Origin of the sequence: Christensenella hongkongensis (assembly GCF_000981035.1) — a bacterium.
In the GTDB taxonomy this organism is placed as follows: Bacteria; Bacillota; Clostridia; order Christensenellales; family Christensenellaceae; genus Christensenella; species Christensenella hongkongensis.
Map to the genome: position 1 here is coordinate 1 of NZ_LAYJ01000063.1, position 25,760 is coordinate 25,760.

Annotated in this window: 41 protein-coding genes; all 41 read left to right on the forward strand. The window is 46.5% G+C overall.

Translation table 11 applies throughout. The annotated features are described in order from the left end of the window. Positions 1–69 precede the first annotated feature (69 nt). A complete protein-coding gene (locus CHK_RS03335; protein WP_046442620.1) occupies positions 70–252 on the forward strand; it encodes a hypothetical protein in 183 nt (60 codons plus the stop codon). Positions 253–256: 4 nt separating this feature from the next. Continuing rightward, positions 257–907, forward strand: a complete 651-nt coding sequence (locus tag CHK_RS03340) for an AAA family ATPase (RefSeq protein WP_046442621.1) — start codon at positions 257–259, stop codon at positions 905–907. Further along, positions 904–1,476: a hypothetical protein gene (locus CHK_RS03345; protein ID WP_052740251.1), complete on the forward strand. Its 573-nt coding sequence runs from the start codon at positions 904–906 to the stop codon at positions 1,474–1,476. Before CHK_RS03340 ends, CHK_RS03345 begins: the two co-directional genes overlap by 4 nt. 8 nt (positions 1,477–1,484) lie before the next feature. Beyond that, positions 1,485–2,012 carry an ERCC4 domain-containing protein gene (locus CHK_RS03350; RefSeq protein ID WP_046442622.1) on the forward strand — a complete coding sequence of 176 codons (528 nt, stop codon included), beginning with the start codon at positions 1,485–1,487 and terminating at the stop codon, positions 2,010–2,012. Beyond that, positions 2,012–2,638, forward strand: a complete 627-nt coding sequence (locus tag CHK_RS03355; protein WP_046442623.1) for a hypothetical protein — start codon at positions 2,012–2,014, stop codon at positions 2,636–2,638. Before CHK_RS03350 ends, CHK_RS03355 begins: the two co-directional genes overlap by 1 nt. Further along, positions 2,616–3,179 carry a CHC2 zinc finger domain-containing protein gene (locus CHK_RS03360; protein WP_046442624.1) on the forward strand — a complete coding sequence of 188 codons (564 nt, stop codon included), beginning with the start codon at positions 2,616–2,618 and terminating at the stop codon, positions 3,177–3,179. The genes CHK_RS03355 and CHK_RS03360 overlap by 23 nt, the downstream gene beginning before the upstream one ends. After that, positions 3,137–4,984, forward strand: coding sequence for a DUF927 domain-containing protein (locus CHK_RS03365; protein WP_052740253.1), 1,848 nt, complete (start codon positions 3,137–3,139; stop codon positions 4,982–4,984). Before CHK_RS03360 ends, CHK_RS03365 begins: the two co-directional genes overlap by 43 nt. Before the next feature lie 230 nt (positions 4,985–5,214). Then, positions 5,215–5,475 carry a hypothetical protein gene (locus CHK_RS03370; RefSeq protein WP_152651657.1) on the forward strand — a complete coding sequence of 87 codons (261 nt, stop codon included), beginning with the start codon at positions 5,215–5,217 and terminating at the stop codon, positions 5,473–5,475. Next, positions 5,475–5,669: a hypothetical protein gene (locus tag CHK_RS03375; RefSeq protein ID WP_046442626.1), complete on the forward strand. Its 195-nt coding sequence runs from the start codon at positions 5,475–5,477 to the stop codon at positions 5,667–5,669. The genes CHK_RS03370 and CHK_RS03375 overlap by 1 nt, the downstream gene beginning before the upstream one ends. Continuing rightward, positions 5,666–5,854 (forward strand): phage terminase large subunit family protein, encoded by a 189-nt coding sequence (locus CHK_RS03380; RefSeq protein ID WP_046442627.1) that lies wholly within the window; start codon positions 5,666–5,668, stop codon positions 5,852–5,854. The genes CHK_RS03375 and CHK_RS03380 overlap by 4 nt, the downstream gene beginning before the upstream one ends. A gap of 15 nt (positions 5,855–5,869) precedes the next feature. Further along, positions 5,870–6,193 (forward strand): hypothetical protein, encoded by a 324-nt coding sequence (locus tag CHK_RS03385; RefSeq protein WP_046442628.1) that lies wholly within the window; start codon positions 5,870–5,872, stop codon positions 6,191–6,193. A 3-nt stretch (positions 6,194–6,196) separates the two neighbouring features. Next, complete coding sequence (locus CHK_RS03390) at positions 6,197–6,403, forward strand: hypothetical protein (protein ID WP_046442629.1); 207 nt, start codon at positions 6,197–6,199, stop codon at positions 6,401–6,403. A gap of 5 nt (positions 6,404–6,408) precedes the next feature. Next, the gene (locus CHK_RS03395; protein WP_046442630.1) at positions 6,409–6,687 is read left to right on the forward strand and encodes a hypothetical protein; all 279 of its coding nucleotides are present in this window, start codon (positions 6,409–6,411) and stop codon (positions 6,685–6,687) included. Between the two features lie 83 nt (positions 6,688–6,770). Further along, positions 6,771–6,929, forward strand: coding sequence for a hypothetical protein (locus CHK_RS16530; protein WP_160295582.1), 159 nt, complete (start codon positions 6,771–6,773; stop codon positions 6,927–6,929). Further along, on the forward strand, positions 6,926–7,147 hold the full coding sequence (locus tag CHK_RS03405; protein WP_046442632.1) for a hypothetical protein: 222 nt from the start codon (positions 6,926–6,928) through the stop codon (positions 7,145–7,147). The genes CHK_RS16530 and CHK_RS03405 overlap by 4 nt, the downstream gene beginning before the upstream one ends. Next, entirely contained in the window at positions 7,134–7,334 is a 201-nt protein-coding gene (locus CHK_RS03410) for a hypothetical protein (RefSeq protein WP_046442633.1), read from the forward strand. The genes CHK_RS03405 and CHK_RS03410 overlap by 14 nt, the downstream gene beginning before the upstream one ends. After that, on the forward strand, positions 7,335–7,529 hold the full coding sequence (locus CHK_RS03415; protein WP_046442634.1) for a hypothetical protein: 195 nt from the start codon (positions 7,335–7,337) through the stop codon (positions 7,527–7,529). 110 nt (positions 7,530–7,639) lie between these two features. Then, positions 7,640–7,849, forward strand: coding sequence for a hypothetical protein (locus CHK_RS03420; protein WP_046442635.1), 210 nt, complete (start codon positions 7,640–7,642; stop codon positions 7,847–7,849). Between the two features lie 491 nt (positions 7,850–8,340). After that, positions 8,341–8,784 carry a sigma factor-like helix-turn-helix DNA-binding protein gene (locus tag CHK_RS03430; protein WP_046442637.1) on the forward strand — a complete coding sequence of 148 codons (444 nt, stop codon included), beginning with the start codon at positions 8,341–8,343 and terminating at the stop codon, positions 8,782–8,784. 107 nt (positions 8,785–8,891) lie between these two features. Further along, complete coding sequence (locus CHK_RS16535) at positions 8,892–9,095, forward strand: hypothetical protein (RefSeq protein WP_046442638.1); 204 nt, start codon at positions 8,892–8,894, stop codon at positions 9,093–9,095. Continuing rightward, positions 9,065–9,439 (forward strand): transposase, encoded by a 375-nt coding sequence (locus CHK_RS03440; protein ID WP_046442639.1) that lies wholly within the window; start codon positions 9,065–9,067, stop codon positions 9,437–9,439. The genes CHK_RS16535 and CHK_RS03440 overlap by 31 nt, the downstream gene beginning before the upstream one ends. After that, a complete protein-coding gene (locus tag CHK_RS03445) occupies positions 9,429–10,787 on the forward strand; it encodes a terminase (RefSeq protein WP_046442640.1) in 1,359 nt (452 codons plus the stop codon). Before CHK_RS03440 ends, CHK_RS03445 begins: the two co-directional genes overlap by 11 nt. A 172-nt stretch (positions 10,788–10,959) precedes the next feature. Beyond that, positions 10,960–12,348, forward strand: coding sequence for a phage portal protein (locus CHK_RS03450; RefSeq protein ID WP_046442641.1), 1,389 nt, complete (start codon positions 10,960–10,962; stop codon positions 12,346–12,348). Then, the gene (locus CHK_RS03455; protein ID WP_046442642.1) at positions 12,314–13,777 is read left to right on the forward strand and encodes a phage minor capsid protein; all 1,464 of its coding nucleotides are present in this window, start codon (positions 12,314–12,316) and stop codon (positions 13,775–13,777) included. Before CHK_RS03450 ends, CHK_RS03455 begins: the two co-directional genes overlap by 35 nt. Then, positions 13,764–13,937, forward strand: coding sequence for a hypothetical protein (locus tag CHK_RS16790; protein WP_165903534.1), 174 nt, complete (start codon positions 13,764–13,766; stop codon positions 13,935–13,937). Before CHK_RS03455 ends, CHK_RS16790 begins: the two co-directional genes overlap by 14 nt. A gap of 45 nt (positions 13,938–13,982) precedes the next feature. Then, positions 13,983–14,207: a hypothetical protein gene (locus tag CHK_RS03460; protein WP_046442643.1), complete on the forward strand. Its 225-nt coding sequence runs from the start codon at positions 13,983–13,985 to the stop codon at positions 14,205–14,207. A gap of 110 nt (positions 14,208–14,317) precedes the next feature. Further along, on the forward strand, positions 14,318–14,896 hold the full coding sequence (locus CHK_RS03465) for a hypothetical protein (RefSeq protein ID WP_046442644.1): 579 nt from the start codon (positions 14,318–14,320) through the stop codon (positions 14,894–14,896). A gap of 14 nt (positions 14,897–14,910) precedes the next feature. Then, positions 14,911–16,026, forward strand: a complete 1,116-nt coding sequence (locus CHK_RS03470) for a hypothetical protein (protein ID WP_046442645.1) — start codon at positions 14,911–14,913, stop codon at positions 16,024–16,026. 15 nt (positions 16,027–16,041) lie between these two features. Then, on the forward strand, positions 16,042–16,569 hold the full coding sequence (locus CHK_RS15525; protein ID WP_052740255.1) for a DnaT-like ssDNA-binding protein: 528 nt from the start codon (positions 16,042–16,044) through the stop codon (positions 16,567–16,569). Beyond that, positions 16,556–16,855: a hypothetical protein gene (locus tag CHK_RS03480; RefSeq protein ID WP_046442646.1), complete on the forward strand. Its 300-nt coding sequence runs from the start codon at positions 16,556–16,558 to the stop codon at positions 16,853–16,855. Before CHK_RS15525 ends, CHK_RS03480 begins: the two co-directional genes overlap by 14 nt. Beyond that, the gene (locus CHK_RS03485) at positions 16,852–17,184 is read left to right on the forward strand and encodes an HK97 gp10 family phage protein (RefSeq protein WP_046442647.1); all 333 of its coding nucleotides are present in this window, start codon (positions 16,852–16,854) and stop codon (positions 17,182–17,184) included. Before CHK_RS03480 ends, CHK_RS03485 begins: the two co-directional genes overlap by 4 nt. Next, complete coding sequence (locus CHK_RS03490) at positions 17,181–17,582, forward strand: minor capsid protein (protein ID WP_046442648.1); 402 nt, start codon at positions 17,181–17,183, stop codon at positions 17,580–17,582. Before CHK_RS03485 ends, CHK_RS03490 begins: the two co-directional genes overlap by 4 nt. Further along, positions 17,583–18,467, forward strand: a complete 885-nt coding sequence (locus CHK_RS15530) for a major tail protein (RefSeq protein ID WP_052740258.1) — start codon at positions 17,583–17,585, stop codon at positions 18,465–18,467. It abuts the gene before it with no gap. Next, complete coding sequence (locus CHK_RS16975) at positions 18,464–18,586, forward strand: hypothetical protein (protein WP_276324935.1); 123 nt, start codon at positions 18,464–18,466, stop codon at positions 18,584–18,586. Before CHK_RS15530 ends, CHK_RS16975 begins: the two co-directional genes overlap by 4 nt. 49 nt (positions 18,587–18,635) lie before the next feature. Next, positions 18,636–18,941 (forward strand): hypothetical protein, encoded by a 306-nt coding sequence (locus CHK_RS03500; RefSeq protein WP_046442649.1) that lies wholly within the window; start codon positions 18,636–18,638, stop codon positions 18,939–18,941. Between the two features lie 2 nt (positions 18,942–18,943). Next, positions 18,944–19,072 carry a hypothetical protein gene (locus CHK_RS16980; protein WP_276324936.1) on the forward strand — a complete coding sequence of 43 codons (129 nt, stop codon included), beginning with the start codon at positions 18,944–18,946 and terminating at the stop codon, positions 19,070–19,072. 66 nt (positions 19,073–19,138) lie between these two features. Beyond that, entirely contained in the window at positions 19,139–19,513 is a 375-nt protein-coding gene (locus CHK_RS03505) for a hypothetical protein (RefSeq protein WP_046442650.1), read from the forward strand. Between the two features lie 514 nt (positions 19,514–20,027). Continuing rightward, complete coding sequence (locus CHK_RS15535) at positions 20,028–22,922, forward strand: hypothetical protein (protein WP_131925132.1); 2,895 nt, start codon at positions 20,028–20,030, stop codon at positions 22,920–22,922. Then, positions 22,919–23,779 carry a phage distal tail protein domain-containing protein gene (locus CHK_RS03515; RefSeq protein WP_131925130.1) on the forward strand — a complete coding sequence of 287 codons (861 nt, stop codon included), beginning with the start codon at positions 22,919–22,921 and terminating at the stop codon, positions 23,777–23,779. Before CHK_RS15535 ends, CHK_RS03515 begins: the two co-directional genes overlap by 4 nt. Before the next feature lie 2 nt (positions 23,780–23,781). Further along, the gene (locus tag CHK_RS03520) at positions 23,782–24,756 is read left to right on the forward strand and encodes a hypothetical protein (RefSeq protein ID WP_046442652.1); all 975 of its coding nucleotides are present in this window, start codon (positions 23,782–23,784) and stop codon (positions 24,754–24,756) included. Positions 24,757–24,765: 9 nt separating this feature from the next. Next, a partial coding sequence (locus tag CHK_RS03525) for a tail fiber domain-containing protein (RefSeq protein WP_046442653.1) occupies positions 24,766–25,760 on the forward strand: 995 nt, incomplete at its 3' end.

Below are 25,760 nucleotides of genomic sequence, written 5' to 3' on the forward strand. Positions count from 1 at the left end.
ATACTATACAACATCGATTTTCGCGGGGACGGGTGCCCGGTGGAAGTGGAAGGAATGGAGGAACGGTAAATGGACAAAATTATTCTGGAAATACACAGGCCCGTTCCGATCACGGTGGACCGTGTGCGTATCGATGAGGAAGCGCTAAAGGTGCTGCAGGAGCTCCAACGGGAAACGGGGCTTCCTGCCCGGCGCATTGTGAGCGAGCTCATTAAGCAGGGTTCAAGGCTTATTGAGGTAAAGGAGATATAGAAAAATGGGAATACCAGTAATGATTTTGGGGCAGTCCGGCAGCGGAAAATCCGCTTCCCTGAGGAACTTTAAAGAAGATGAGGTGGGAGTAGTCAATGTGTTGGGAAAGCCATTTCCTTTCAGAAACAAATTAAAGACACTCATAACCACGGATTATCAGGAAATTATAAAAACAGTATATGCCTGCAAGGCAAAATCGATTGTAATTGACGATGCAGGATATTTGATCACTGATCAGTTCATGAAGGGACACAGCCAGGGTGGAAGCGGAAACGCTGTATTTGCGTTATATAACGACATTGGCGACTGCTTTTATAATTTTATTCAATTCATCATTCGAAGGATGCCGGATGATAAAATCGTATACCTGCTGATGCACGAAGAAAAGAACGATTTTGGAGATATCAAGCCCAAGACGATTGGAAAACTACTGGATGAGAAAGTATGCCTGGAGGGCATGTTCACGATAGTCTTGCGTGCGTATGGGGATGGTGAAAAACACATCTTCCTGACGGCAAGCAACGGCCTTGACGTGTGCAAAACGCCGATTGGGATGTTTGACAATAGGGAGATCGAGAATGACCTGAAGGCTGTTGATGACAGGATCAGGGAATATTATGAAATCAAAATTAATAAAGGAGAACAAAAGAAATGAAACCAGTAAAGGGCTATGAAGAAGCGAGAGCGATGGGCGAAGGGCAGGAACGGCTGCCGGTGGACGGATACATTGTCAAGATTCTGAATGTAGAGGAAGTTAATTATGAGTGGGGCAGCGTAATTGTCCTGAGCTACGACATAGTGGAAGGCGAGTATGCGGGATATTACAAGAAGAATTATGGTATGCAGGCCAGGGAAGATAAGAAATGGAAGGGCGTCCACAGGATGAACGTTCCAAAGGGAGACGGGACGGAGAAAGACGAGTGGACTATGAGTGCATTCAAGCGGGATATAGAAGCCTTTGAGGACAGCAACAGCGGCTTCCACTGGGATTGGGACGAGAAGAAGCTAAAAGGTCTCGTGGCCGGCGCGGTGATGCAGGAACGGGAATATGAGTTTAACGGGAACACAGGATTTTGGACGGCGTGCCACCACCTGACAAGTGTGGAACGGATACGGGAAGGAAAGTTTAAGATACCGAAACCCAAAATGCTGGACAGATCAAAGGTGAAACAGACGGATTTCGTACCGCTGGCGGAAGGCGAATTGAGCGAATTGCCGTTTTGAGGTAAATAATGACTTGCTTTGAAGTAGATGCAGCCTTAAAAAGCATGAAAATACTGGTCGATACGCGGGAGCAGGATACACCTGCCCTGCGTAGGCGCATCAAGGCAATGGAATGCGGTGTGGAGCGCGTAAAGCTTGATGTGGGGGATTACTCCTGCAAGTGCACGTTGCCAGATGGTACGGAGTACGATCTTTCCAATGTGGTGGTAGTGGAACGCAAATATGATTTAACTGAATTGTGCACTTGCTTTTGCCAACAACGAAAAAGATTTATCAGAGAATTTGAACGGGCGAAAGAAAATGGCACGAAAGTCTATTTAATGGTTGAAAATGCACAATGGAAAAAAGTGTATACAGGAGCATACAGAAGCAAAATGAGTGCACCCGCTTTAAGGGCGAGCTTATGGGCGTGGCTATCACGTTATAATTGTCAAATTATATTTTGCGAAAGTCAATTTTCGGGAGAGATTATAAAGGACATAATGTATCGCGAATTAAAAGAACATTTGGAAAAAATCATGGAGGGCACAGCATAATGTACGAATTAAAAGGAAAAAGATACGGGTTGTTAACGGTTCTGGAAAGATGTGGTTCGCGGCACAGGGAGATTTTGTGGAGATGTAAATGCGATTGTGGAAAAATAACGGAAGTTATAAGTTCAAATCTTCGAACAGGGCACACTTTAAGCTGTGGATGTGAAGGCCGACGAAGAGTATTGAAAGCAAATAGAAAACACGGAATGTTCGGCTCTCGTATATACACAATTTGGGGTAATATGCACAGTCGATGCTCGAATAGGAAGGCTGATAGTTATAAATATTATGGGGCCAAAGGAATCAGCGTTTGCAAAGACTGGAGTGGCGAAGGCGGATTCATAAATTTTTATGAATGGGCTATAAACAATGGATATAACGACTCGCTATCAATCGACAGGATTGACAATGACAAGGATTACGAGCCTCAAAATTGTCGATGGGTAACGATGAAACATCAGCAAAATAACAGGAGTAATAATAGAGTTATCTGCTTTAAAAACAAATCTTTAACTATGTCTGAATGGGCGGAGGAACTCAACGTGCCATACTGGAAGATTCAGCGCATCTTAGGTCGTGGAGGAAGCATGGAAGAGGTAGCGAAAAATGAGGTTAGCGGAACAGCTTAAAGAAGCGTTAACGATGGGCGATGTTCTTGAAAAGTACGGCTTTCACCTTGGATATAACCACCGTATACGCTGCCCGTTTCATGAAGAAAAAACGGCGAGCTTCCTTGTCCACAAAAATAACAGGAGCTGGAAATGCTACGGTTGCGGCGCCGGGGGAACGGTGATCGATTTCGTGATGCGGCTATACGATATCAACTTTGGTCAGGCATGTATCAGGCTGAACAGTGATTTTGGACTGGGGCTGACGGATAAACGTCCAAATATGGCGGAAAGACGCCGCAGGCGGGCGCAGGACTTTGAAAAGCGTCAACGGAAACGTGATATCAGGAGGGCGGTGGATGCGCTGTCAAGGGAGCACAGGAGGCTTATGTGGATACATGACAACATAATGCCTGATAATCGATCTGAGCGGCTTTTTTCATGGTATTACAAAGAAATGGCGAGGCTCGAATACATCAGGAGTATTTTTGATTTTTACGACATGGAAGGGCAGGAGGAATGGTGGAAGAATTACGGGCATTTACAAAAGCGGATTTCCTGAACACGCCTGATCCATTTGAGGTTGTTTACGCAACGCGGGAGGATCCGTTTGTCCACGCGCAGATGAAGGCGAAATATGCAGACCTGGCGCGCAGTGTGGGCGTAAGGAATTTTACATCGCTGTATGCCGATTACGTCAAACAGCAAAACATGGTGGGAAAGACGGTTTATGTGGGAAACCCAACCGACTTTGAAGGACAGGAGCTGGAGCTGAACGCCGGGGAATGGACGGCGGACGATAGCGGCGTCTATACCTATATGGGGCATGAACAGGTTTGCGCGTGTGTGCATCCGATCATGCCGGTCATGCGCCTTGTGAATGTGGATACCGGAATTGAGAAGATAAAGCTTGCTTACCGCAAGGGAAAGGCATGGCGCAGCGCGGTCATTGACAAAAAAACGATTGCGTCAAACAACAGCATCGTACAGCTTGCAGACCTCGGGATCGCGGTAACGTCGGAAAACTCAAAATATCTGGTGCGGTATTTACACGACATTGAAAACGAGAATTACGACCTGATACCGGAAAAAAACAGTGTGGGGCGGCTTGGGTGGATTGGCGACGAAGGCTTTTCGCCATATGTTGAAAACCTCGAGTTTGACGGAATGGCGAATTTTAAACTGTTTTTCGAAAGCGTGAGGGAAAACGGCAGCTATGAAAAATGGCTTGAGGTTGCGCGGGAGGTTCGCAGCAACAGTATTTACGCACGTATTATTCTGTCGGCGAGCTTTGCAAGCGTCCTCGTAGGGCCGTTGGGACTGAATCCATTCATCCTGCATCTTTGGGGAGGAACGGAGACGGGTAAAACCGTCGCGCTTCTTCTGGCGGCGTCGGTGTGGGCCTGTCCGAAGATGGGGCAGTACATCCACACCTTTAACGCAACGAATGTGGGGCTTGAAATGTCGGCCGGGTTTGTCAACAGCCTGCCGCTGATCCTTGACGAGCTGCAAATTGTATCCGACAAAAGGAAGTTTGACGAGGACATATATAAGCTTTGCGAAGGAGTGGGTAAGAGCCGGAGTAATAAAAGCCTTGGGATCAACCGGGTTCAGACATGGGAGAACTGCACGATTACAAACGGTGAAATGCCGATTACGTCGATTACGTCCGGGGGTGGTGCGGTGAACCGTATTATTGAAATTGAGTGTGCGGAAAAGCTGTTCAGTAATCCGAAACGTGTGGCTGATACGCTAAAGCGAAATTACGGCTTTGCAGGGCATATGTTTGTGGCATGGCTTCAGGAGGAAGGGAACATTGACCAGGCGCGGGACTTATACGATGCGTATTATAAGATACTGTCTGAAAACGATACGACTGAAAAGCAGGCAATGAGTGCAGCGGCCATCCTGACCGCGGACAGCCTGATAACGACGCTGATCTTCAAGGAAAACCAAATGCTGAAGCCGGATGAAATTGCCCCGTTTCTCCAGACAAAAGCTGCTGTATCGGCCCATGAACGGAGCTACGAGCAATTATGCGAATATGTGATACAGAACCGCCATCGCTTTAAAGAAAGTAACAATTACGACGCTGTATGGGGAAAATTCAACGAGACAGAGACTATGGCGTACGTCGTCAAGCGGGAATACGACCGAATTTGTGCAGACGAGGGCTTCAACGGGAAAGCATTGCTGTCATGGATGACCAGGAACGGCAAGGCGGAACGGAGCAAGGACAAGCTGACAAAAAAAGCACGAATTAATGGACAGTCGATTGAAACAGTGGCCTTGAATCTACCGCGGGAGATTGCCGACGAGGACATTGTGGAATTTGATGAGCAGGAAATTTTTGATGATTTGCATTGAAAGCGTTCCCGATGTTCCCGGTGTTCCCGGTAAAAATACAGTAATTATTTAAGAATGAATATATATAAATGAAGATTTTGGTATACGAGTCTCGCGTAAAGGCAACGCGAAAAAATAGGGAACATCGGGAACGGGATGTGGGAAAACGCATAACAAAGGGGTTTTTAAGCAATCATAAACAGGGAACATTGAGGGTACGCAAAGGGAACGAAAGGGAACAGAAATAAAAAATGGGGATTACGCCGATATGTGCCGCCTATTGCGAGTGGCGGGAAAAGGAGAATGAGACGATGTTAACAGATATTTTTGTAAGAGATAAATCAGACGGAAGTATTCACCGCGTGGGCGATGATTTCCACGATAGCTTGGCCGTAGAAAATGGCGTGGTGTCGTATTACAACCTTCAAAATGGCGAAGGAACGGGCGAACACGGAGACTATGAGTTTGTTGACAGCATGTGGGGCGAAATGGATGGAGGCGAGGGAGAATAATGGATTATGCAGATAGGCTCGACTTAATGGATGATGATTGTGATATTGAGGGATTTCCATTTCCTGAAAAACTACCGAAGGAGAATGATCCCAAGATGAAAGAAGCATTGGAATTGCTTTTATCTAGGGAGATAACGCCAGAGCAGTATCAAAAAATGTGGGAAATTTATTCAGACGGAGGCGAAGGAGAATGAGCGTTGATTATGTAATTGTTTCAAAACCGGATTATATAACGCTCACCTGTCCGCATTGCGATGAAGAACTGGAAATAAATTTTAGAGAAATAGATTTTAATACGGATTATTGGGATGATGGTGCGTGGGTGACATGTCCGTATTGCGAACAGGAAATTGAGCTTGGTGATTATGAGTATGAATAACGGAGGCGAGGGAGAATGAAAGGCTTGAATCAAAAAGCAATCGGACTGGCACAATTTCTTGATAGCAGAGGATATTCAGGGGCGGGTGACACGGTTATGAAAATGGCTGGTACCATCAACCGCCTCGAAGCCGAGAATGCCGCCCTGCGGGAGAAGCTTGCGGCGGCGATAGAGGATATAAAGCGGATGGATAGATATATTGCAAAAAGTGATGATCCGTATGCAGCGTTATGCGAGGTATGTAAATACAAGCCTCAGCACGGAGGGAAATGTAAGCGGTGCGATGTGCACGATAATGCAGGCTTTAAGTGGCGCGGCGGACAGGAAGGGAGCGAGTGAAGTATGAAAGTAAAAATTAAAACTGTAGTTGAATATTGCAGGATGCTTACTCAGGAGGAAAAAGAGATGCTGCACGAATATGCAGAACTCCACGATCTATTGCTAGATGATGCTGTCGAAGAATTAGAAAATGCCAGCGCGATTGATCTTATGGATGGAGCAAAAGAAGCGGACAGCTATATAGAATCCTACGAAATCGAGGGGCGGTGAATGAAATGGGAAAAGGAATAGCAAGCGGATATATTCCGGTTGCTATCACAATCTGCAAAAACTGCTTTCACAAAAATGTATGTGGGGACAAGGACTATTTGACAGAAAATAGATGCGCCGATTTTGTGGATGTCGGCCACATTGCGGCGCTCGTGCAGGCAGAGAGCGAGGACTGCAAAATCTGCATATGGAAAAACAGACATCAGAAATGCGCCTGCTGTAAAAGAAATCGGCACTTAAAAGATTGCTTTGCAGCACTGGCGGCAAAGGAGGAACAGGGATGACGGACTACAGGGTGCAAGAATATACGCTGGATCAAGGCGTTTTTTGCAAAAGCGGTATTTATAGCATATCAAGAACACTGTATATGAATTGTAACAATGACAGCAAATGTAGACGGCTTGTAATACTACCAGCCGACGATGTTTACGGGAACACTCTTCCGGCGACTGTGAGATCGTGGAACGAAATGCAAGAACTTGTGAACAAATTTGAGGCGCGGGCAGCGCAGGAGGAACGGGAATGATGTTTGTTCTGCAATATAAGCAGTTGCATATAGTACAAGAACCGAAGCGTAAAAACAGGGCACACCAGACGCACCGATGGAAAGATTATGCAATGTGTGAGGACAGGAAACCGCTTGACGATTTTATTGTCAGGCAAAAAAGACCTGACGAATGGCGAGTTGAAGAAAAGCCGTTTGAGGCGCGGGAAGCGCAGGAGGAGGACAATGAAAGTTATTAAAAATATCTTTTGGCTATTTGTCGTATTAGCAGCTATCGGGTGGCTGTGGCAAGTGCTCGAAATGGTATTTTACGGCGTGATACAGCCGCGTAAGGTGGACGAGATCATAAGCTTTGTATGGGCGGTTGTGGTGGTGATGGCTTACAAAAAAGGACGCAGAGATGTGCAGGAGCAGGAGGGAAAATAGATGAAGCAGATAGAGGAAGAATGGCTCGAAAAATGCCAGAAGGAACCAGACAGGTACAGGATTAGTGTAGATAATGACTGCATAGCGGTTGAGGATGCCGAGGACGAGGACTTTTATTTCACTTTTGAGGAATACGGATATCATTTCGCCAAAGAATTGCTTGAATACATGGGCTGTAGTGTGGATTTTGTATAGGAGGCGCAACCATGAATAAAAGCAGAAAATGGATGATAGTAACAGCAATCATATGCGCCGTGGTATTTGCGGTGATAGCGGTAAGGAGCGCGGGGTAAAAGGAGGAAAAAATGTATAAATTCAGAGAACCGACAGATCGGGAATTAAACACTGAAATAACAAGGCTTGAATCACTGCTTAGGATATACAAAATAGACGATAGTACAAAAATATGGGTTGAAAACGAGATCGAGCGCCTACAGGGAATCATTACAAAAAGAGAAGAGCAAAAGGAAGAGGAAAAGGAGAAACGCAGGAAAAAGGCAAAACGAGCGGTCTGAATACAGCAATTAAAGCTAAAATCCCCAACACCGAAGTATCAGGGATTTCTAAAAATAACCCATTGGCTTGTACCTCCAAGCCCTCTATATAATCGCCTTAGCGTTGTATATACAATAACCAGTAATTATGAACTCTAATTAAAGAAATGGTGAACGATTTGTTAAAAAGGAAGGCAACAAGAAGTAAAGAAAGGATTGGCTATGAATAGAGATAACATACGCGACCAGGATGCGATTAAGAAGAAGGAAACGAATTTTGACAGAATAACAAAATCTCCAGCCGAATTAGTAACGTGGCTCATATGCCCGTATAAGCACAAGAAAAAAGGGAGAATATGTTCAAGGTATACTGTCTGCGAGAATTGCATAATTGACTGGCTTAACCAAGAAGTGGAGTAAAACAAAAAGAACAGCCCGCGGTGCTGCGGAACCGTTCTCTCTGTGTTCTAATTTATATGGTGAATACATTATACCACAAAAGGAGAAGGAATGTGCAGGATATTGAGAAAAAATTATATAGATATGCAGAGTATCAGCGGCGAATAAAGGAGTTGCAACAGCAGATTGATGAAGTACTCCAGCAGCATAATGCGTTATGGGATGGAATGCTGAAAGCGCCCAGCTTGGATGATGTTCGTATACAAGGAGGCTTTACATCCGATCCGGTCTATTCGGCGGTGCAAAAGATGATCGATGTGTACGGCGCGAGGATAGAGGCGATCAAGAACGAGATATCTAATTTATTTTATTTGGTTGATGATATTATGCGGATGATCAATGAAGCAGGGCTGACGGAGAAAGAAAGGGAATATATACAGTACCGATACTTTGAAGGGCTGAGAGTGTCGCAAATAGCGGCGCGAATGGATTATAGTGAAAAACAAGTTTGGAGATTAAAACAAAGCGCATTAAAAAAAATGAAACATGACCATTAGAGGGAAGGTAATGTCCGATTTTTTGTGATAGTATGACATTGTGAGAAAATATGAAAAACGTCATCCTTATGGGTGGCGTTTTTGTTTTGAAAAAAGGGTAGAGGGATATGAACAAATACAACGCAGAGCACTACCGGGATGAAACGGCAGCAATAGCGATCAGCAGAGCGGACAAGGCAAGGCGGCGCTTAAAGAAAGAACCGATAAGGCGATTAGCTGGGCTGACATATAAGATTAGCGAGATGTTCAAGTTGGAATATAAGAATGGCGTGGTGAGGATATGGCAAAAAGTAAAGCAGAATACTGGCTGACCGAAGACGGGTTAATCCTTCTTAAAGGTTGGGCGCGTGACGGCCTGACAGATGAGCAGATAGCACATAATTGCGGAATCAGCACAGCCACGCTGTATAATTGGAAGAATAAACACATTGAGATTTTTGAGGCCTTAAAAAAGGGAAAGGAAGTCGTAGACTACCAGGTTGAAAACGCTTTGTTAAAGAAAGCACTGGTGGGCGACACGACTGCGCAAATATTCTGGCTGAAAAACAGGAGACCGGATAAGTGGAGAGATAAACAGGAAACAAAGATAGAAGCAGGAGATAACCTTGCGGAAGCAATCGAGCAAGCATGGTTAAATCGAAAAAATGAACGCTGATGCAATCAATTACTATGCCGACCATCCAGTAGAATTTACCGTTGATCTGGTGGGTGCAACGCCTGACGATATACAAGCAGACATTATGCGCAGTATAGCAGGGAATCCGAGAACCACAGTCCGCAGCGGACACGGAATCGGTAAATCCGCACTGGAATCATGGCTGATCCTTTGGTTTATGAGTACGCGGCCTTTTCCCAAGATACCATGTACAGCGCCTACAAAACACCAGCTCTATGATATCCTTTGGGCTGAGGTTGCCAAGTGGTTAAATGGTTCAAAGCTAAAGAATGAGATAGAGTGGACATATGAGCGGGTGTACATGAAAGGCCACCCGGAAAACTGGTTCGCTGTACCTCGTACGGCAACAAAGCCGGATGCGTTGCAAGGCTTTCACGCTGATCATATTCTGTATATCATCGACGAAGCAAGCGGCGTACCAGACAGGATATTTGAGCCGGTACTTGGCGCATTATCGACGCCGGACGCAAAGTTGCTGATGTGCGGGAACCCTACGAATCTGTCAGGGTTCTTTTTTGATTCGCACAACAGGAACCGAAGCATGTATAACGGCTTTCACGTTTCCAGTGCGCAATCGCCGCGTGTAGACGCAGAATTCGTTCGTATGATTATCGAAATGTATGGTGAGAATTCGGACGTTTACCGGGTGCGCGTTGCAGGGGAGTTTCCCAAGCAGGCTGCAGATAGCTTCATAGCCCTTGAATGGGTTGAAAAGTGCAGCAAAAAGACCACTGTGTCAAAAGCGGAACGAATCATAGATATCGGCGTGGATGTAGCGCGCTATGGTGACGACCAAAGTGTCATATGCCCGCTGTTTGACAGAAAATACCAACAAAAGCCGGAAGTGTACTTCCACAATGATACCATGCAGATAGCAGGGCATGTAGCGGCAATGGTGAAACGGTATCGTGAGAAATATCCAAAAGCACAAATACGGGTGAAAATAGACTGCGACGGTCTGGGCGTTGGGGTATATGACCGCCTGCGGGAACAGGGCCTGCCGTGCATCCTCCGGGAATGCCACTTCGGGGGGCGTGGCGGGAAAATACGCGGCGACGATCCCGTCGAGATGGCAAATTCTACCGGGATTATGTGGGGCATGGTTAGAAACATGCTGAAATGCGGGGAAATTGAGATATGTGACGACGACGAACAGATAGTACAGCTTTCTGATCGCAAATACAGGATCAACAGCGATGGCGAGATCGAGCTTGAGCGCAAAGAGGAAATGAAGAAGCGCGGGCTGCATTCGCCGGATATGGCGGACGCTCTCGCGCTGGCAGTATATGAACCGGTAGGAGGAAACTTTGTAGACGTGTATTACTGATCTGTATTTTTATACGGTCAAAAAACACATTGACTAAGTGCATAAAATAGGCTGAAACATGTATAATCGCTTTGTTTTTATGAATACAGGTCAGAAAATATGCAAAACAAGTACCAACTATTCGCAAAACAACACTTAAACGAAAAGTTGAAAGCAAAAAGGAAATGAGATAATGCTTACAAATTTAGACTGGATTGAAACGGGTAAACCGTTTCCGCCGGAAGGCGAGGAAAAACGGCTTGATAGATACCGCGAAAATGAAAAGCTGTTTGATGGAAAACATAAGGATGTATTTGGTGATTACTTTTCCAAGTTGGCGGATTATCTGAAAAAACGAAATATTGACGTAGAAACAGTAATCAATTATCCACAACTGCTGACCAAAAAGACGGCGGATTTTGTTTGCGGGGAGCCGCCTTCAATCGATATTGGGAAGTCCACAGATGATCTAAATGATATTCTGGATGATATGAATTTTGCCAACACGTTATATGAGGCGATCATGGACGTGTCTCGCTTTGGTGATTCGCCGATTAAGATTCTTGACGACAGGATTTCAATTATACCGCCTGAAAATTGGTTCCCGATTGTTGATCCTTATGATGCAAAACACATAACGCACCATGTGATCGCTTTTGTTGTAAACGGTGAAATATATGTCGAAGTACACGAAAAAGGCAAGTATGAGGTGAAGCGGTATGAGGCGAAAGAGCGTCCGGGGGAAGGAACAAAGACAGAGTTTGGTAAGCTTATTTCCTCAGGGGAACCGAAGCAAACCAATGCTGATGATTGGGCGATAAAGGTTTTTTCAAATGTAAGCCATTCTAAAAGTGTTTATGGGATTGACGATTACGGAGTAATATCCGGGATTCTTCGACAGCTGATGTGGCGGCTGTATTGTATGGATCTGATATTGGATAAGCATTCTATGCCGTCGATGTCAGGGCCGCCAAGCGCATTGAAGGATGATCCTGTCACTGGTAATAAAATATTTGTGGCAGGTAATTATTTTGCCAGAGAAAGGCAAGATGATGCAAAGCCTGAATATTTGACATGGGAAGGAAATCTTTCTGCTGTCCAATGGGAAATTGAATGGTTAACCAATCAACTTTATACGCTGTCAGAAATGGGAGCAGCATTCTTGGAGGGAGCCGGAAAAGGAGAAGCAAACAGTGGAACGGCATTGAAACTCCGCATGACGTCGCCAAGCATCAAGGCCAGAAGAATTGCCGGAATTAATACGCAACCGTTAAAACAAGTTGTTAGGCTTGTCGCATTGGCACATGGAATCGGCATCGAAATAAAGGATATTTCAACAACGTGGAAAGATGGGCTTCCGAAGGACGTAAAAGAACAGGCGGAGATATTAATGCAAGCTACAGGTGGACAACCATTTGTAAGCCAGTTTTCCGCTGTAAAACAACATGGCGGATATGATGACGATACTGCGCAGAAGGAACTTGACCGGATCGAAACAGAACAAGCGGCACAGGGGCCGACGGTTTATACGCCGATGGAGATAAGGAATGGACAGGACGAGGGAACTGATACGGCAGTATGAACAGGCCGAAAATCAGATCAGGAAGGAAATTGAAAAAGAACCGGGAAGGAACAAAGAAGAATACGAACGATATTTATCGTCAAGAGTTACCGCAATTTTAGCGGGGTTATATCTGGCAACAGAGGCGTGGAGCAGTAAGCATATCCCTAAAATCTACAATGAGGGGGTGCAGCAGGCACAACGAAGCGTTAACGCGCAATACAAAGCGGCAGACAGAACGCCGCCGGATATCGCAAGGATGACCTCAGCAGATTTTGACTCAATATCTATCCTACAGAGAAACCTGAATACTGACCTCACAAACGCGGTAGACCATGTGGGACGTATGATGGAGGATGAGATTCGTAAGGCAGGCTTGCAGGCATCACTTGAAAAGGTATCATCTGGACAAACCGTGAAACAGATGCAGCGCAATCTTGTGCAAATGCTCGAGAATAAGGGTGTCGCGGCAATAGAATATATGCGTGGCGGGAAAAAATGCTATATGAGTCTCGACGCTTATGCTGAACTGGTCGCGCGGTCAACGGTACATGAGGCGCGTAATACGGCAAACATAAATCTGGGCGTAAGGATTGGGAATGATCTGGTAAAAATGTCCTCGCATTTTGGCTCCTGTCCAATTTGCGCGCCATACGAAGGCAGGGTGTTCAGCGTGAGCGGAACGAACCCAAACTATCCAGCTTTATATGATACGCCGTGGTCAAGCGCTTACCAGAATTTTCATCCGCATTGCAGGCATATCCTGACGCAGTACATTGAGGAATTGCAGAGTGATGAAGACATTCAAAACATGCGGAAATACTCAAACCGGGCATTTGATATTGGCGGAAAGGGCTGGACAAAAGAACAAACAGCACGGGCGAACAAGAGCCTTGCGAATTACAGGGCAGGCCGCGACCGAAAAACAAAACTATACACCGACCGGAAGCAGTGGCAGAACTACCGTGCCGTGCTGGGAGACGACGCGCCAAAATCATTTTCAGGGTTCCGCAGGATGAAGCAATCAGAAAACGATAAGTGGCAGTATACGCAGCTTGACTATAGGCGTAGGAAAAAACTGATTGATCATCCTGATTTGGCCTTGCCGAATGCTGATAAAACGACGGCTGCAAAAGATAAATTCACTCAATACCTGTTTGGGGGAACAAATGCCGACGGATTGGCAAAAGGTCGTGCGCTCCAAAGCCGTTTAGGGTATAATATAGATAGCTGGGAAGACCTGCAACAAGAGATATTGACAAGGGCGACGAAATACCCGGCGACGCTGCGCGATTTAGACGAATACGGAACGGCGTATACGCAAAAGATTATCTTGTATGGAAATAAGGGTAAGCCTGCAAATGTGATTGTCGGTTGGAAAACTCAGGGAGATAAAACATGGATGACAAGCGCATATATAAAAGAGGTTGAAAGACATGGAAAAAATTAAACAATATGATACCGTACTGCTGAAAGATGGTCGGCGGGCTGCGGTTGTTGAAATATACGGGAATCAGGATGTTTTTGACGTAGATGTTGGCTCGTCGCCAAAGGATTGGGACACCATAACTGTGAAGCGCGACGAAATAGAAAAAATAATAAACGACTAAGTAGAACGCTGAAATAGCGTTCTTTTTGTTTGGGAGGAAATATAGATGTCGAACGAACGGAGAGAATTGCTTTTAAAACTCGGTTTTTTTCCGGTAACGGATGATTTCTGGTACGGGGCCGAAATGCCGTTCGCGGTAAGTGAATTCGATTGGGGATTTAGAATGCCTTTTTCGAAACAACATATAATGCCGTGGCGTGAAAAGACATTAGAATCAAAAAGCAATGAAGAACTTAAAAAGATAGCAACCAAGCTTCTGCTTGAAAGATAAGCAATATTGAATGAATACCACTCTTTCGAGGGTGGTTTTTTAATACCCTTTTACGGAGTTGGGAAAAACCGGGAGATAACGGGCGACGGCCCTAAAACGGGGAGGCAATTATGCTGAAATATTTATTTCCTTTTATGGACGCGGACGGCGGCGCAGGAACGCAGGAGAATAATCCGACGGCAGAACCTGAAAAAGAAGTCGATGGCGGCGAGGAAGACGGCCAGAAGGACGCTGACGAGCGTAAAGCGGGTGATGTGAGATCAGAAGCGCAGAGGATCGCGGATGGGATTGTCAGAAAAAGACTTAAAGGTCTTGAGAAAGACGACATAGAGCTATATAAGGCGCACAAGGATGAATTCATCAAGTTTATGGATTCCCAAAAGTCTGAAGCTGACAAAGCAAACGAAGCGCAACGCAAGGCGGAGGAAGCCTTACACGGTGCAGCGGCAAAAGAGGCAAAGGCGAATGCAATGATTGCGGCGGTAAGCGCGGGAATTAAAACCCAGCATATTGAAGACGCGGTGATTCTCGCAATGGCGCGTGTAAATGATGACACATCTATTGAAGATGCTATCCAGACAGTAGCAAAGAACAATCCCACATGGGTAGCGGGATTGGAGTTGCCGGGAAGCGGCGGAAATCCGGCGAAAAACGAAGAAGATAAAAAAACGCCGCCAACAATGATTTAGGAGGATAAATACAAATGGCAAGAATCACAAGTTTAAGCATGCTACTTGACCCGGAAGGAAAAGATTTCCTTGCGGAACGTTATGGCGTTGTAATCGACAATATCCAGCACAGGATGATATCGTCGATGCTAAAAAACAAAGACCTAAGTGGCGATCCGACAACGGGTAGCGTGGAAGCAAAACGGTTTGCAAATTCGGAGTCTAAAGAATACGGCACAGCGCGGGCGGCAGCAAAGGGCGATCTCGTAAAGGCGAAGCCTGTTACGGTACAGATTGACGTTGACCGCGAAATCGTGGAAGAACTTGAAGAAAAGGACACGAAGCTTTATGGAGTGGAAGGCCTTATTGTGAGAAGGACTCAAAACCATACGCTTTCAATGTCCCGTGAGCTGGAACGCGCATTTTTCGACAAAGCGGTTGAAACGGGGACAAAGTTCTCTACAAGCGAAAGCGCCGCACAGGATATCCTTGAAGCAGCGATACAGAGCGTGGAAACAACAAAAAATAATTATGTTGATGGTGTGCCGCGTGATATGATCCACGTAACAGCAAGCCCGGAATTTTATGGTGAAATCCGCAAGTATCTGGATTCGGTGGAAAACTCAAATATCGACACTGCGGCGGAATCGTTCAACGCATTCCACGGAGTAAGGGTGGATAGTTCCGTGTATCTTCCGGCAGGGGCGAAATTCGTGGTCATGGTTTATGGCTCGATTGCGCAGCCGGTTCTTCCGAAACCGTATGCGGCGGAAAAAATTGGCCTTGCTGATGCGTATGCGTTGGAATTGTTCTATTATTACGGCACCAAAGAGGTCATGCCTGACCTGATCCAGTATTATGGCGACATTACGCCCGGCACCCTGTCGGTTACATCGGTAGAGGGTACCGCATCTGGGAATACAAAAGTAACAGTGCAGCCGTCGATTGGCAGCGGAAACAGCTATAAGTATAAGACGGGTGCATCCATTACAGCCCCGACCTACGACCAGAGCCTTACATCCGGCTGGACAGTCTGGGACGGAACATCGGACATCACGGCAACCACTGGTAATAAGATCGGGATTGCCGAAGTAGACGGAAGTAACAAATGCAAGAAGTACGGCGAGGCAACAGTCGCGTCAAAAGCATAAGGCGGGTGGTCTTATATGGGCCTGACGATGGGCGTAGATACCTATGTGACCATAGAAGAATCGGACGTGTACATTGCGGAGCATTACCTATCGACAGACGAGCAGCGCAAAGCATGGGAAGCGGCGGGGGACGATAAAGAAATAGCCCTTCGCCGCGCTTGTGCCGCGCTGGATTCCCTGACGTTCCGGGGCGTAAAGTTTGCTTTTCCACAGCCCTTGGCGTTTCCGCGTTACTTTGGGGAGAATTACGCCATGATCGACGGTGTTTTGTATGCGCCTGAGGTTGACCGGTACCCGGAATTAAGAGAGGTGCCGCAGGCCATAAAAGCCGCGCAGATCGAGGAAGCTCTGGAAATGGTAAGCCCAACGGTAGCAACAGAAAACAAGGACATCCGGAACAACCCGGTTCAATCGTATTCAATCGGTCATCTTTCCGAGACCTTTGAAACGGCTTCGGTCGGATCACTGCAATCTGTCCTTGCAAGTGTAAGGGCGCAGGCGTTGATCCGGCCATATACAGGAGGCGGCTATGAGGTACGCTGACAGGTTGAAACGCTATTGTAATCAGACCGTGACGCTGGAACGCTCGACAGGGCCGGATGAATGGGGAACGGTAGGTTACGAGCCGCCGGAGAGCATTAAGGTGCGTAAGCAGGGAAGCCGCAAACTGGTACGTGACGCAGAGGGGAACACGGTTGTATCCGGCACAACGGTATTCAGTTCGGTTGAAATCAGGGCTCAGGATAAGATCAACGGCGTTGCTGTCATCAGCACGGGAGATTGGATTGGGCTTGACGGCACTGTGTGTGGTTGGGAGGCGTATCTATGAGTTTTCATTGGTATGGCGATCAAATGTTTGATGCAATCACAAATGCGGTGCAGGACGGACTTGTGGAATGCGGCGCAGACCTGCAGAGTAAATCCATACAGGAAGCCCCGGTGGACAGCGGCGATCTTCGGGCGGACTGTGCTGTTGAAGAAGAACCTTTAAAGGTCAGGGCAGGCTACAGTCTGCCATATGCAATGAAGCAGCACGAAGAACTGGACTTCAACCATCCAAAAGGCGGAAAAGCAAAATATCTGGAAGACCCGTTCAATGAGAATGTGGACAACTACGTTGACCATATCAGGAAAAAGGCAGGCGATGCAATCAAATGATGCTGAAAGATATAGGGCAATATTTACAGAAAAACGGATGCGGGGAAACTGGTAAAGATATATTTCTTGCCAGAAGGCCGGATCAGCCTGTCGAGTGCATAACATTGTACGAGTATCAAGGACAGCCGGGAAACCAGATTGCAGGAGCTGAAACACCGGGCTTACAGGTATGCGTCCGCACCAAAAGATACCCGGATGGGTACGCAAAACTAAAACAGGCGCACAAAGCGCTGAAAGAAATAGGGTTTGAGGATGGAGAGCTCCCGGAGGGCATTGTAGTAAATGACACGCGGTATTTCCGTGCGCAGCCCGCCATGAGCGGATTGATACAGGACAGGGACGAGAACGGGAACTTTCTACTCAAACGAAGCTATTACATTACCAAGGAGGAAGAATGAATGAGCAAACCAAGACCAAGAATTGGCGTAGACCAATTATATTATGCAAAAGTACTCTCTGACACGTCGGAAGGAACGATTTATTCTGCTCCCGTATGGATGCAGGGCGTAAATGCGATTGGATATAACCCCAACACGCAGGCGGCGCCTTATGACGCGGACGACGGGACGTACGAAAGCTATTCTGCAGATGGAGAAATCCAGACAACCGTAACGGTAGCTGACCTGACTCCACAGATTTATGCAGACATCATGGGGCTGCAAAGGGATGCAAACGGAATGGTTATCGAGGGTGAGGATGACAATGCGCCGGAGGTGGCGCTTGGATTCAGGTCACAAAAATCCAATGGTGCATATCGGTTTATCTGGATTTTAAAAGGTAAATTTTCCAAGCAGCAAGAAGATTACAGTACAAAAGGCGGAAGCGGGGTTACGTATCAGGGAAAAACTATCATGCACACAGCGCTCAAACGTACGTCTGATGGAGAAAGGCGGCATATTCTTGATAGCGATGATCCGCTGAATACATTGACGCTCAAGCAGCTTTCCAGCCCTGAAGATGGATGGTTCTCTTCACCAAACTTTACGGTTGCCGGGTATGTCAATGCAGCGACTCCTGTTTCTGATCTTGTTGCGACAAGCGGAGCAGCCGCAGGACAGATTACGCTTGCGTGGACAGCGGCAACAGGAGCGTCAAATGTAGCGATTCAGGTCTCGCAGGGCAGCGACTGGATCACGGTAGATAACAAGGCAGCGGCTGACTCTGCGGCAACGCTAACGGGCTTGCAAGCGGGCAAGGACTACCTTGTACGCCTTTATGTAACGGGAGGAGCGAAGGCCGGCATATCTAACGTAAGCGCAGCAAAGGCGGGTGCTGGATCGTGATCTACAAACTGAAAAAAGGTGAGCATACCGCTATAACCGACGATGCAGACAAACGAGACCGGTTTATACGGCTTGGTTTTGTGTTGCAGAAGGAGCCAAAAAAGAAAGAAAAAGAGTAAGGATAGGGGCGGCAAAAGCTGCCCCCTCCCTTATCATATGGAGGGGAACATGAAAGAAGTTAAGATCGTTATTGATGGGAAAGAATATATTAAAGACAGATTCACTGGGGAAGATTGGTTAAGAATGCTTGACTACATTGAAGCTGCAGGAGATAAACCTCTTGCTAAAGAATTTTTTGATGCACGTTACGATGCTGTTTCGGACATGATGAACATACCAAAAGATAAGCTTTTGAAAGCTAAACTCGAAGAGGTAACAGAAGTATTTAAGATGATCGAAAAGGAAATTACGCAAGCTTTTTTCGGTATACCGGCGGAAAAGGAAGTGCCGGTGACGCAAGAAAAAGCCTCTTAAAAATGGCATATGAAATGATGATAAATCATGGAATGCGTATCGACGATTTTCTATCTCAAGATTTAAGATTATTTCTAAGAGCGAATGCGGCAGCCCAAGAAGAAGAGATTACATTTGTCGATGAAATATGAATTTGATATATTTGTTGGCATTGTGATATGATTGTTTAATAATATATTGTAGGGAGGGGATTTATTATGAAAAAAATCCTAACTATTGTTTTATGTGTTGTGCTGGCTGTTGCGCTCTTAGGATGCAGCGGCAATAACAATCCTATCATTGGTGAGTGGAAATATGTGTATGACGAACTTCCTGTTTTGCTAGGAATCGAGAATGAGGACATGTTGAAAAATCCCGATGATTACGGGCTTGTAATTGTTGAATCGATTGAATTTAAATCCGATGGAACGTATTCGATAAAGTTAACAGATGGAACAATTTCTGAAACTGGGAAATATAAGGTTGAGGATGATAAAATAATGGTCGTTGGCAATGAGACGTCTGGGGATTATGTCGCATTTACGATTGAAGGCGACACACTAAAAGGTGATGGGGTTCACTTGGAAAAGTAAAAAAGAAGGCTGCTCACACGAGCGGTTTTCTTTTGGAAAAATGAGTGATATAATAGCATAGCAGGGATGCGCGAGGACGGTTAGCCACACACGATTATTCCGCTTCAAACGGCTAGAAAGGTGTGGTGCTTATGGAGTATTTGATTATATTCGCTGTCATTGTGATAGTGATTTGGCAAATGTCCAATAAAAGCAAATAACCGCTCCCCCGGCAAGGTGTGCGGTTATTTTAATCTCTCATCAGGCTAACCGTTAGGTTGTATCCCTGCTTTTATTATACCACGGAGAAATCAAAAGTAAACAGTAATTTAAGACATCCGAAAGGGTGTCTTTTTGCATGGAGGGAATTATGCAAAACGGTGTCGTAGGTCGTTTGCTTGTGGAGATATCCGCTGATATGGATAACTTGCAAAGCGGATTACAGAAAGCAAAAAAGGAAAGCGAGCAGACACAAAATACAATACAAAACGGATGGAGCAAAGCGGCGGACAAAATGAATTCAGTCGGCAACAAAATGACGCTTGGCGTAACCGCTCCACTGATCGCCGGAGGCATTGCAGCAATTAAATATGCGTCAGATTTACAGGAAACACAACAAAAAATAGATGTAGTATTTGGTGAAAGTGCAGAAGTAGTAAAAGATTGGGCCAGCACTGCTGTTGAGCAAATGGGATTAGCAAAAGAGACAGCGATGTCCGCCGCTTCGACATATGGGAATATGGCGGATGGTATGGGGTTGGCATCTGATACCGGGCTTGAAATGGCGATGAGCCTGACACAGTTGTCCGCTGATCTTGCATCATTCAATAATACCTCGCAGGAGACAGCGCGAATTGCCCTTAATAGCGTATTTACAGGGGAAACCGAAACGTTGAAGCAATACGGTATCGTTATGACGCAGACGAACCTGCAGCAATACGCTATGTCTCAGGGTATTACAAAGAATATCCAAAGCATGACACAGGCCGAGCAAGTACAGCTTAGATATAACTATGTCCTTGCCAACACTACGAATGCACAGGGGGATTTTGCCCGTACTTCTGACAGCGTTGCCAATCAAACAAGAATGGCCAAAGAGCAATTTAAAGAAGCTGCAGCAATGTTGGGCGAGAACTTATTACCTGCAGCGTCAAAAGTACTTAGTGGTGTCAATGGACTGCTGAAAGGATTTAATAGCCTCGATAAGGACACGCAATCTCTTATAATTACGCTTGGTGGGATTGCGATTGCGGCAGGCCCAGTTTTAAAAATATCATCCGGCATGATTGCGACAATTCAAAAATTGAGAAAGGGGATTAGTGATTTAAAGCTTGCGAAACAGGCAAAGGATATTACTGATACTGCGAAAGCTGTAGCAGACGCTGGAAAGGCAGCAAAACAAACAAGCAGCCTTGTAGGAGAGTTTGGTCAACAGCTGACATATACCAAAGGGGCTGCCCAAGGAGTAGGCGATACAATGCCGATCGTGGGAAATGGCGCAAAAACAGCATCATCCGGTGTGAAATCTTTTGGCGCCGCTATAAGCTCATCGTTAGGCCCGATAACATTAGCGATAACTGCTGTGACAACACTCGCGGGAGTATATGTTAAGGTTACGGAAGCAAGCGAAGAATATCAAAAATCTGCTGATTCAGCGAAAACTTTCAGAGCATCAACGGAAGAAATGACACAATCAGCAATGGACAACCTTGCCGCGATGAAAGCACAGGAAGAACAGGTTCCCGCGCTGATAAGTAGACTCTATGAATTAAATGATGCTGAAACACTCTCATCTGCGGAAAAATCAGAATTGACGAACATTGTTACACGTCTGAATACGCAGTATGAGGGGCTTGGCCTTGCTATAGACTCAAATACTGGCAAGCTCAACATGAATAAGGATCAGCTCGAGACCAATAAAGACGCTATATACAAAAACGTTGAAGCGTTAGCGAAGCAAGAGGCATATTATGACGCTGTGAAAACACAGATAGATGCTGAAAATAATAAGGCGGCAGCGCTTAAGAAGGTAAGAGACGCAATCGCAAATATGGTTCCATATCAAAGGAAATATTTGGAGGGGCTAAGCGATGAAGAGTTGCTGACTGTAGCAAATACAGATGGCATCTATAACATGGGAAGTGCATTGTATGTAACAAACGGCGACGTAAGAGATGGGCTCGCTGCTTTGCGCGATTACGCTGCATCTGCGGAAGATGCTGGCGAAATGGTCGATTATCTTACTGGCTCAACTGATGATGAAACGCGAGCGAGCTGGGCGAATACATCTGCGACCAAAGAAGGCACTGAAGCAACAGCAGAAATGACTGAAAAGGTAAAGGAGTTAACCGAAGCAGAAGCAGCCGCACTTATGGCGAGAAAAGAGAATAACGAGACGCTATCACAGGAAGAGCAGACCGCCCTCGATTTGTGGAAATCCAACAACGAGGAACGCGCCAAAGTACTTGAGGAATCAGTAAAGCGGGAAATGGAACTTCAAAACGCCCGCGTAGAGGCTGCGACAGATGCAAATGACAGAATCAAGCTCAGTGATCAAACATCATTGGTAGACGCAGCGAAAAATATCGAAGAAAATACAAAGGTTGTTGAGCAATATACTGCCGACCTCGATTATCTGTATGGCAGGATACCGGATACGGTTCATACATACTTGGAAGAGGCCGGAGTAGATCAAGCGCGGATTGTTTCTGAAATGCGCGAAAGCATGGAGAAGGGCGGCGGGGAGATAGCGCAGCGATTTGTAGACGCTTACCTTGCTGCATTGCAGGCGGGGAAATCACCTGCGGAAGCAGAAGCAATAGCTCTTGGCGATACGACGGACGCGGGCGTCGGAAAAGGCCTTGATAACGGACAGGCTGCGACAAATGCGGCAGAGGCGGAAATTAAGGATATCAAAGGGACAATGCAGAGCGCGATTGGCGTAGCAGGCTTTGAAACAGACGGCATGAATATTGCTTCTGCGATTGCGCGCGGGCTGAGCCGTGCGCGAAGCCAGATATATGATGTGGTAGACCAGATCACCGACACGATCAAGGCAAAATTCAGCATCAATGTTACTGCGACGGCAACCGGCAGCGGTGCATCGGTGAAAGCGTATGACGTAGGCGGTTACTTCACAAAGCCGCAATTCATCCAGATAGCAGAAAAACGCCCGGAATTTGTCGGCGCCGCAGACGATTTGGAAAGCTTTGTCAGCAAGGCGGTAAATAATGCTTTTGTAGGCGTCAACCCCGCTGTGTTGCAGGCTGTGCCGCTACCACAGGTTACGAACAACCAGAGTGGCGACACAATTAACTTTAGTCCGCAAATTACATTCCATGCGCAAAAGATAACAGACGCGGAAATGAAGCGGGCGACACAGTATATCAAGCGCGAGTTTGCCAAAGTAACAGGAGGGCGTATGAGTTGAGACAGTTTTACATACAAAACGAATACGGTCAAAGGATAGAGCTTCAAGGGGGCTCTATTTTCATGTGGGAGCCTTCCGGCTGGGGATTTGAGGACGACATAAACTACGAGGGGGCGGACGGCTTCTTTGTTGAAACCTTCAGGGAGCAAGTACAAGTGGAAAAGTCCGCAACGCTTGTATTCAAGCCCAACGATGCCTACAGGAATTACCGGGAGTTTGCAGACTGGATATTTGCAGCGAAAGCCCTGACACTCGCATATAACCCGTATGGCGAATGGTACTTTGTGGACGTGGATATCACGCGCATGGAAAAGGCGGAGCTTACGCTGTACCGAACGCTTGAAATCCCCGTGGTATATAAGCCGAAATCGCCGATCTATACGCCATATGATTTAAACCTTGTGATTGAGGGCGAAGGGGATACAAACAGTAAAAGATATCCTTACAGGTACCCTTACCGCTATTCGGATTCGTCATTGGCGGGAGTCCTGGAATTTACGGTACCGGCGCAAATGCCCTGCGCCTTCAACCTGACGATTCCCGGCGAAATACAGGCTCCAATCCTGACGGCGAAACGGATGGACACAGGGGAATTACTTGGACGGGTAGACCTGTCAAGCGCATCAGCGGATAAAGAGGAAAGCCTTTTCTTCTCGAATGTTCCCGGCAATTCAGGGGCAAAGCTGCTGACACAGGCAGGGGAAGTTGATCTCACAGCGCAGATAGGGCTAAGTATGGGGATTCCGGCGTTCTTCCGGCTCCCGCCGAACGTTCCCATCCAGTTTGCGCTTGCAGCAACGTCGCTTGTGGGGGTGAATGCAGCTGTGAGGATATTCAGGTATTACAGGACGGTGTAACAATGGAAGCATTTATCAAAGACCGGAGAACCTTTATAACAGAATCGCACAACCTTGTGCTGGACTACGAGATCAAGCGGTCAATCTACGACACAGTGTCATCGGTCACCATCAAAACGCCTTCCACATTACCAAAGGAAGGCGACATTATTTATCTGGAAGCCGGGTTCATAGGAACGATCAGCACCGTTTCCGTGGATCACGGGAAGACAGAGCTTGGCGTTAACCAGATCGGAGCGTTGTTTTCGCGTAATATGTTCTACACTGATGCAAGCTTTACGTACCTGGAGGATCGTATCGCAGAACTGATCACGGACAACTTCATTCAGTGCAGCGATACGTTTTACGCAATGCCATACCTGAATGTGAGGGCAGTAACGCATACGGCCTCGCAGATGCGCCCAGACCTCGAAAATAACATTTATGCTGTGAAATCATACGCGGCAAAGGCGCGGCGGGTGCATAACATATTTCTGGAATGGGATATCAGCAGAACAAATCTATCCGTTGATGTGGTGCGGCGGGTGAAGGCGGTAAAGAACGTCGATTTTTCAAACCCGGACTATATTCTGACAGCGCAGGATTTTTCAGTAAAAACGGTCAGCAAGATCACGACGTATTGCGAGGAAAACGGGCAGTACAAACAATGGGTGTTGCTCAAAGATGGCAGCATCGTCAATACGGAGCCTGCGACAAACCGTGTCGCGGGGGAATGGGCCACGCTCGTGGTTCCAAAAGCTGAGGATATATCGGACACCGTAAAAGACGAGTTTGTAAAGAACGAATACAGCCACAAGATAGAGTTTCAGGCTTCAAAGGAAAAGGGGTTCGAGCTGTATGACCAGCTGCTGATCGGTTTGGATAATAAAGTGTTCAGCAGCTACGTATCAGGGGTAACAGAGCGGAAAGGCTCGAATATGGTAGACGTTCAGTGCGGGGAGCTTCAAATGGAGTTCCCGTATTTGGATTTGGCATAGGAGGAAGAAATGTTTAGAGGATGTACGTTTGAGGAACAGCAGGTAAACAGCAAAAATGACGGTGGGTTTTATGGGGAAATTTTCCGAAAAGACGGTATTTTATGGGGCTGTGAAATGACTACAACAAACGACGGCTTTACGATGCAGCCGGGCGAGCTCATTATATCAGGGCGTGTCATATGGGTAGATGGCGCAACACAGATACCATTTACAAGCCCAATACAGAATGGTTACGGGCAGGTTCTTTTAACAATCGACCTGTCAAAGACTGCAACAAAGGAAGAGTTTGATCAAGTTGAAGCGTCGGTGGTGTACAGCACAACATCGCTGTTCCCGGAATTGACACAGGGAGAAATAAATACTTCAAACGGCGATATGATCTACCAGCAGGAGCTTGCGGTTGTATCGATTGCAGGCGGCAACATAACAGGCATCACCCGGCAGATCGGAGGCGCGGAGATCGATGCGGAAAAGCTGGGCGGGCAGCCGCCGGAGTATTATGCCACAAAAGCAGAAGTCGACAGCAAGGCGTCGGCGTCAAACCCTACATTTTCAGGCCAGATTACGGCTAATACTGGAATAAGGCTGCCGGATGGTGAAAAAGTATCTTGGGGCACCGGGTGGGGGGTGTACGCAAATGACGCTAGCTCTTTTTATATCGCCACACCAACCGGGCACAATAAATACTTATTTTTTGGTGTATCAGAGAATGCCTGGGCGCTCTTACCAAATTCGACAACTCAATTAGGCACGGGCAACTTTAGGTGGGGTCAGATTTATTCTACTAACGCCATGATCTCGACTTCAGACCTGAAAGATAAAAAAGATATTGTCCTTATGACGGAGGAACAGGCCCGACCGTTTATTATGGCGTTGAAGCCATGCTTGTATAAACTGATTGACGGCACGAGCGGGAGGACACACTACGGCTTGATCGCACAGGAAGTGGAAGAAGCCATGCGGGAATGCGGCATATCGGACATGGAGTTTGCGGGCTTTATCAA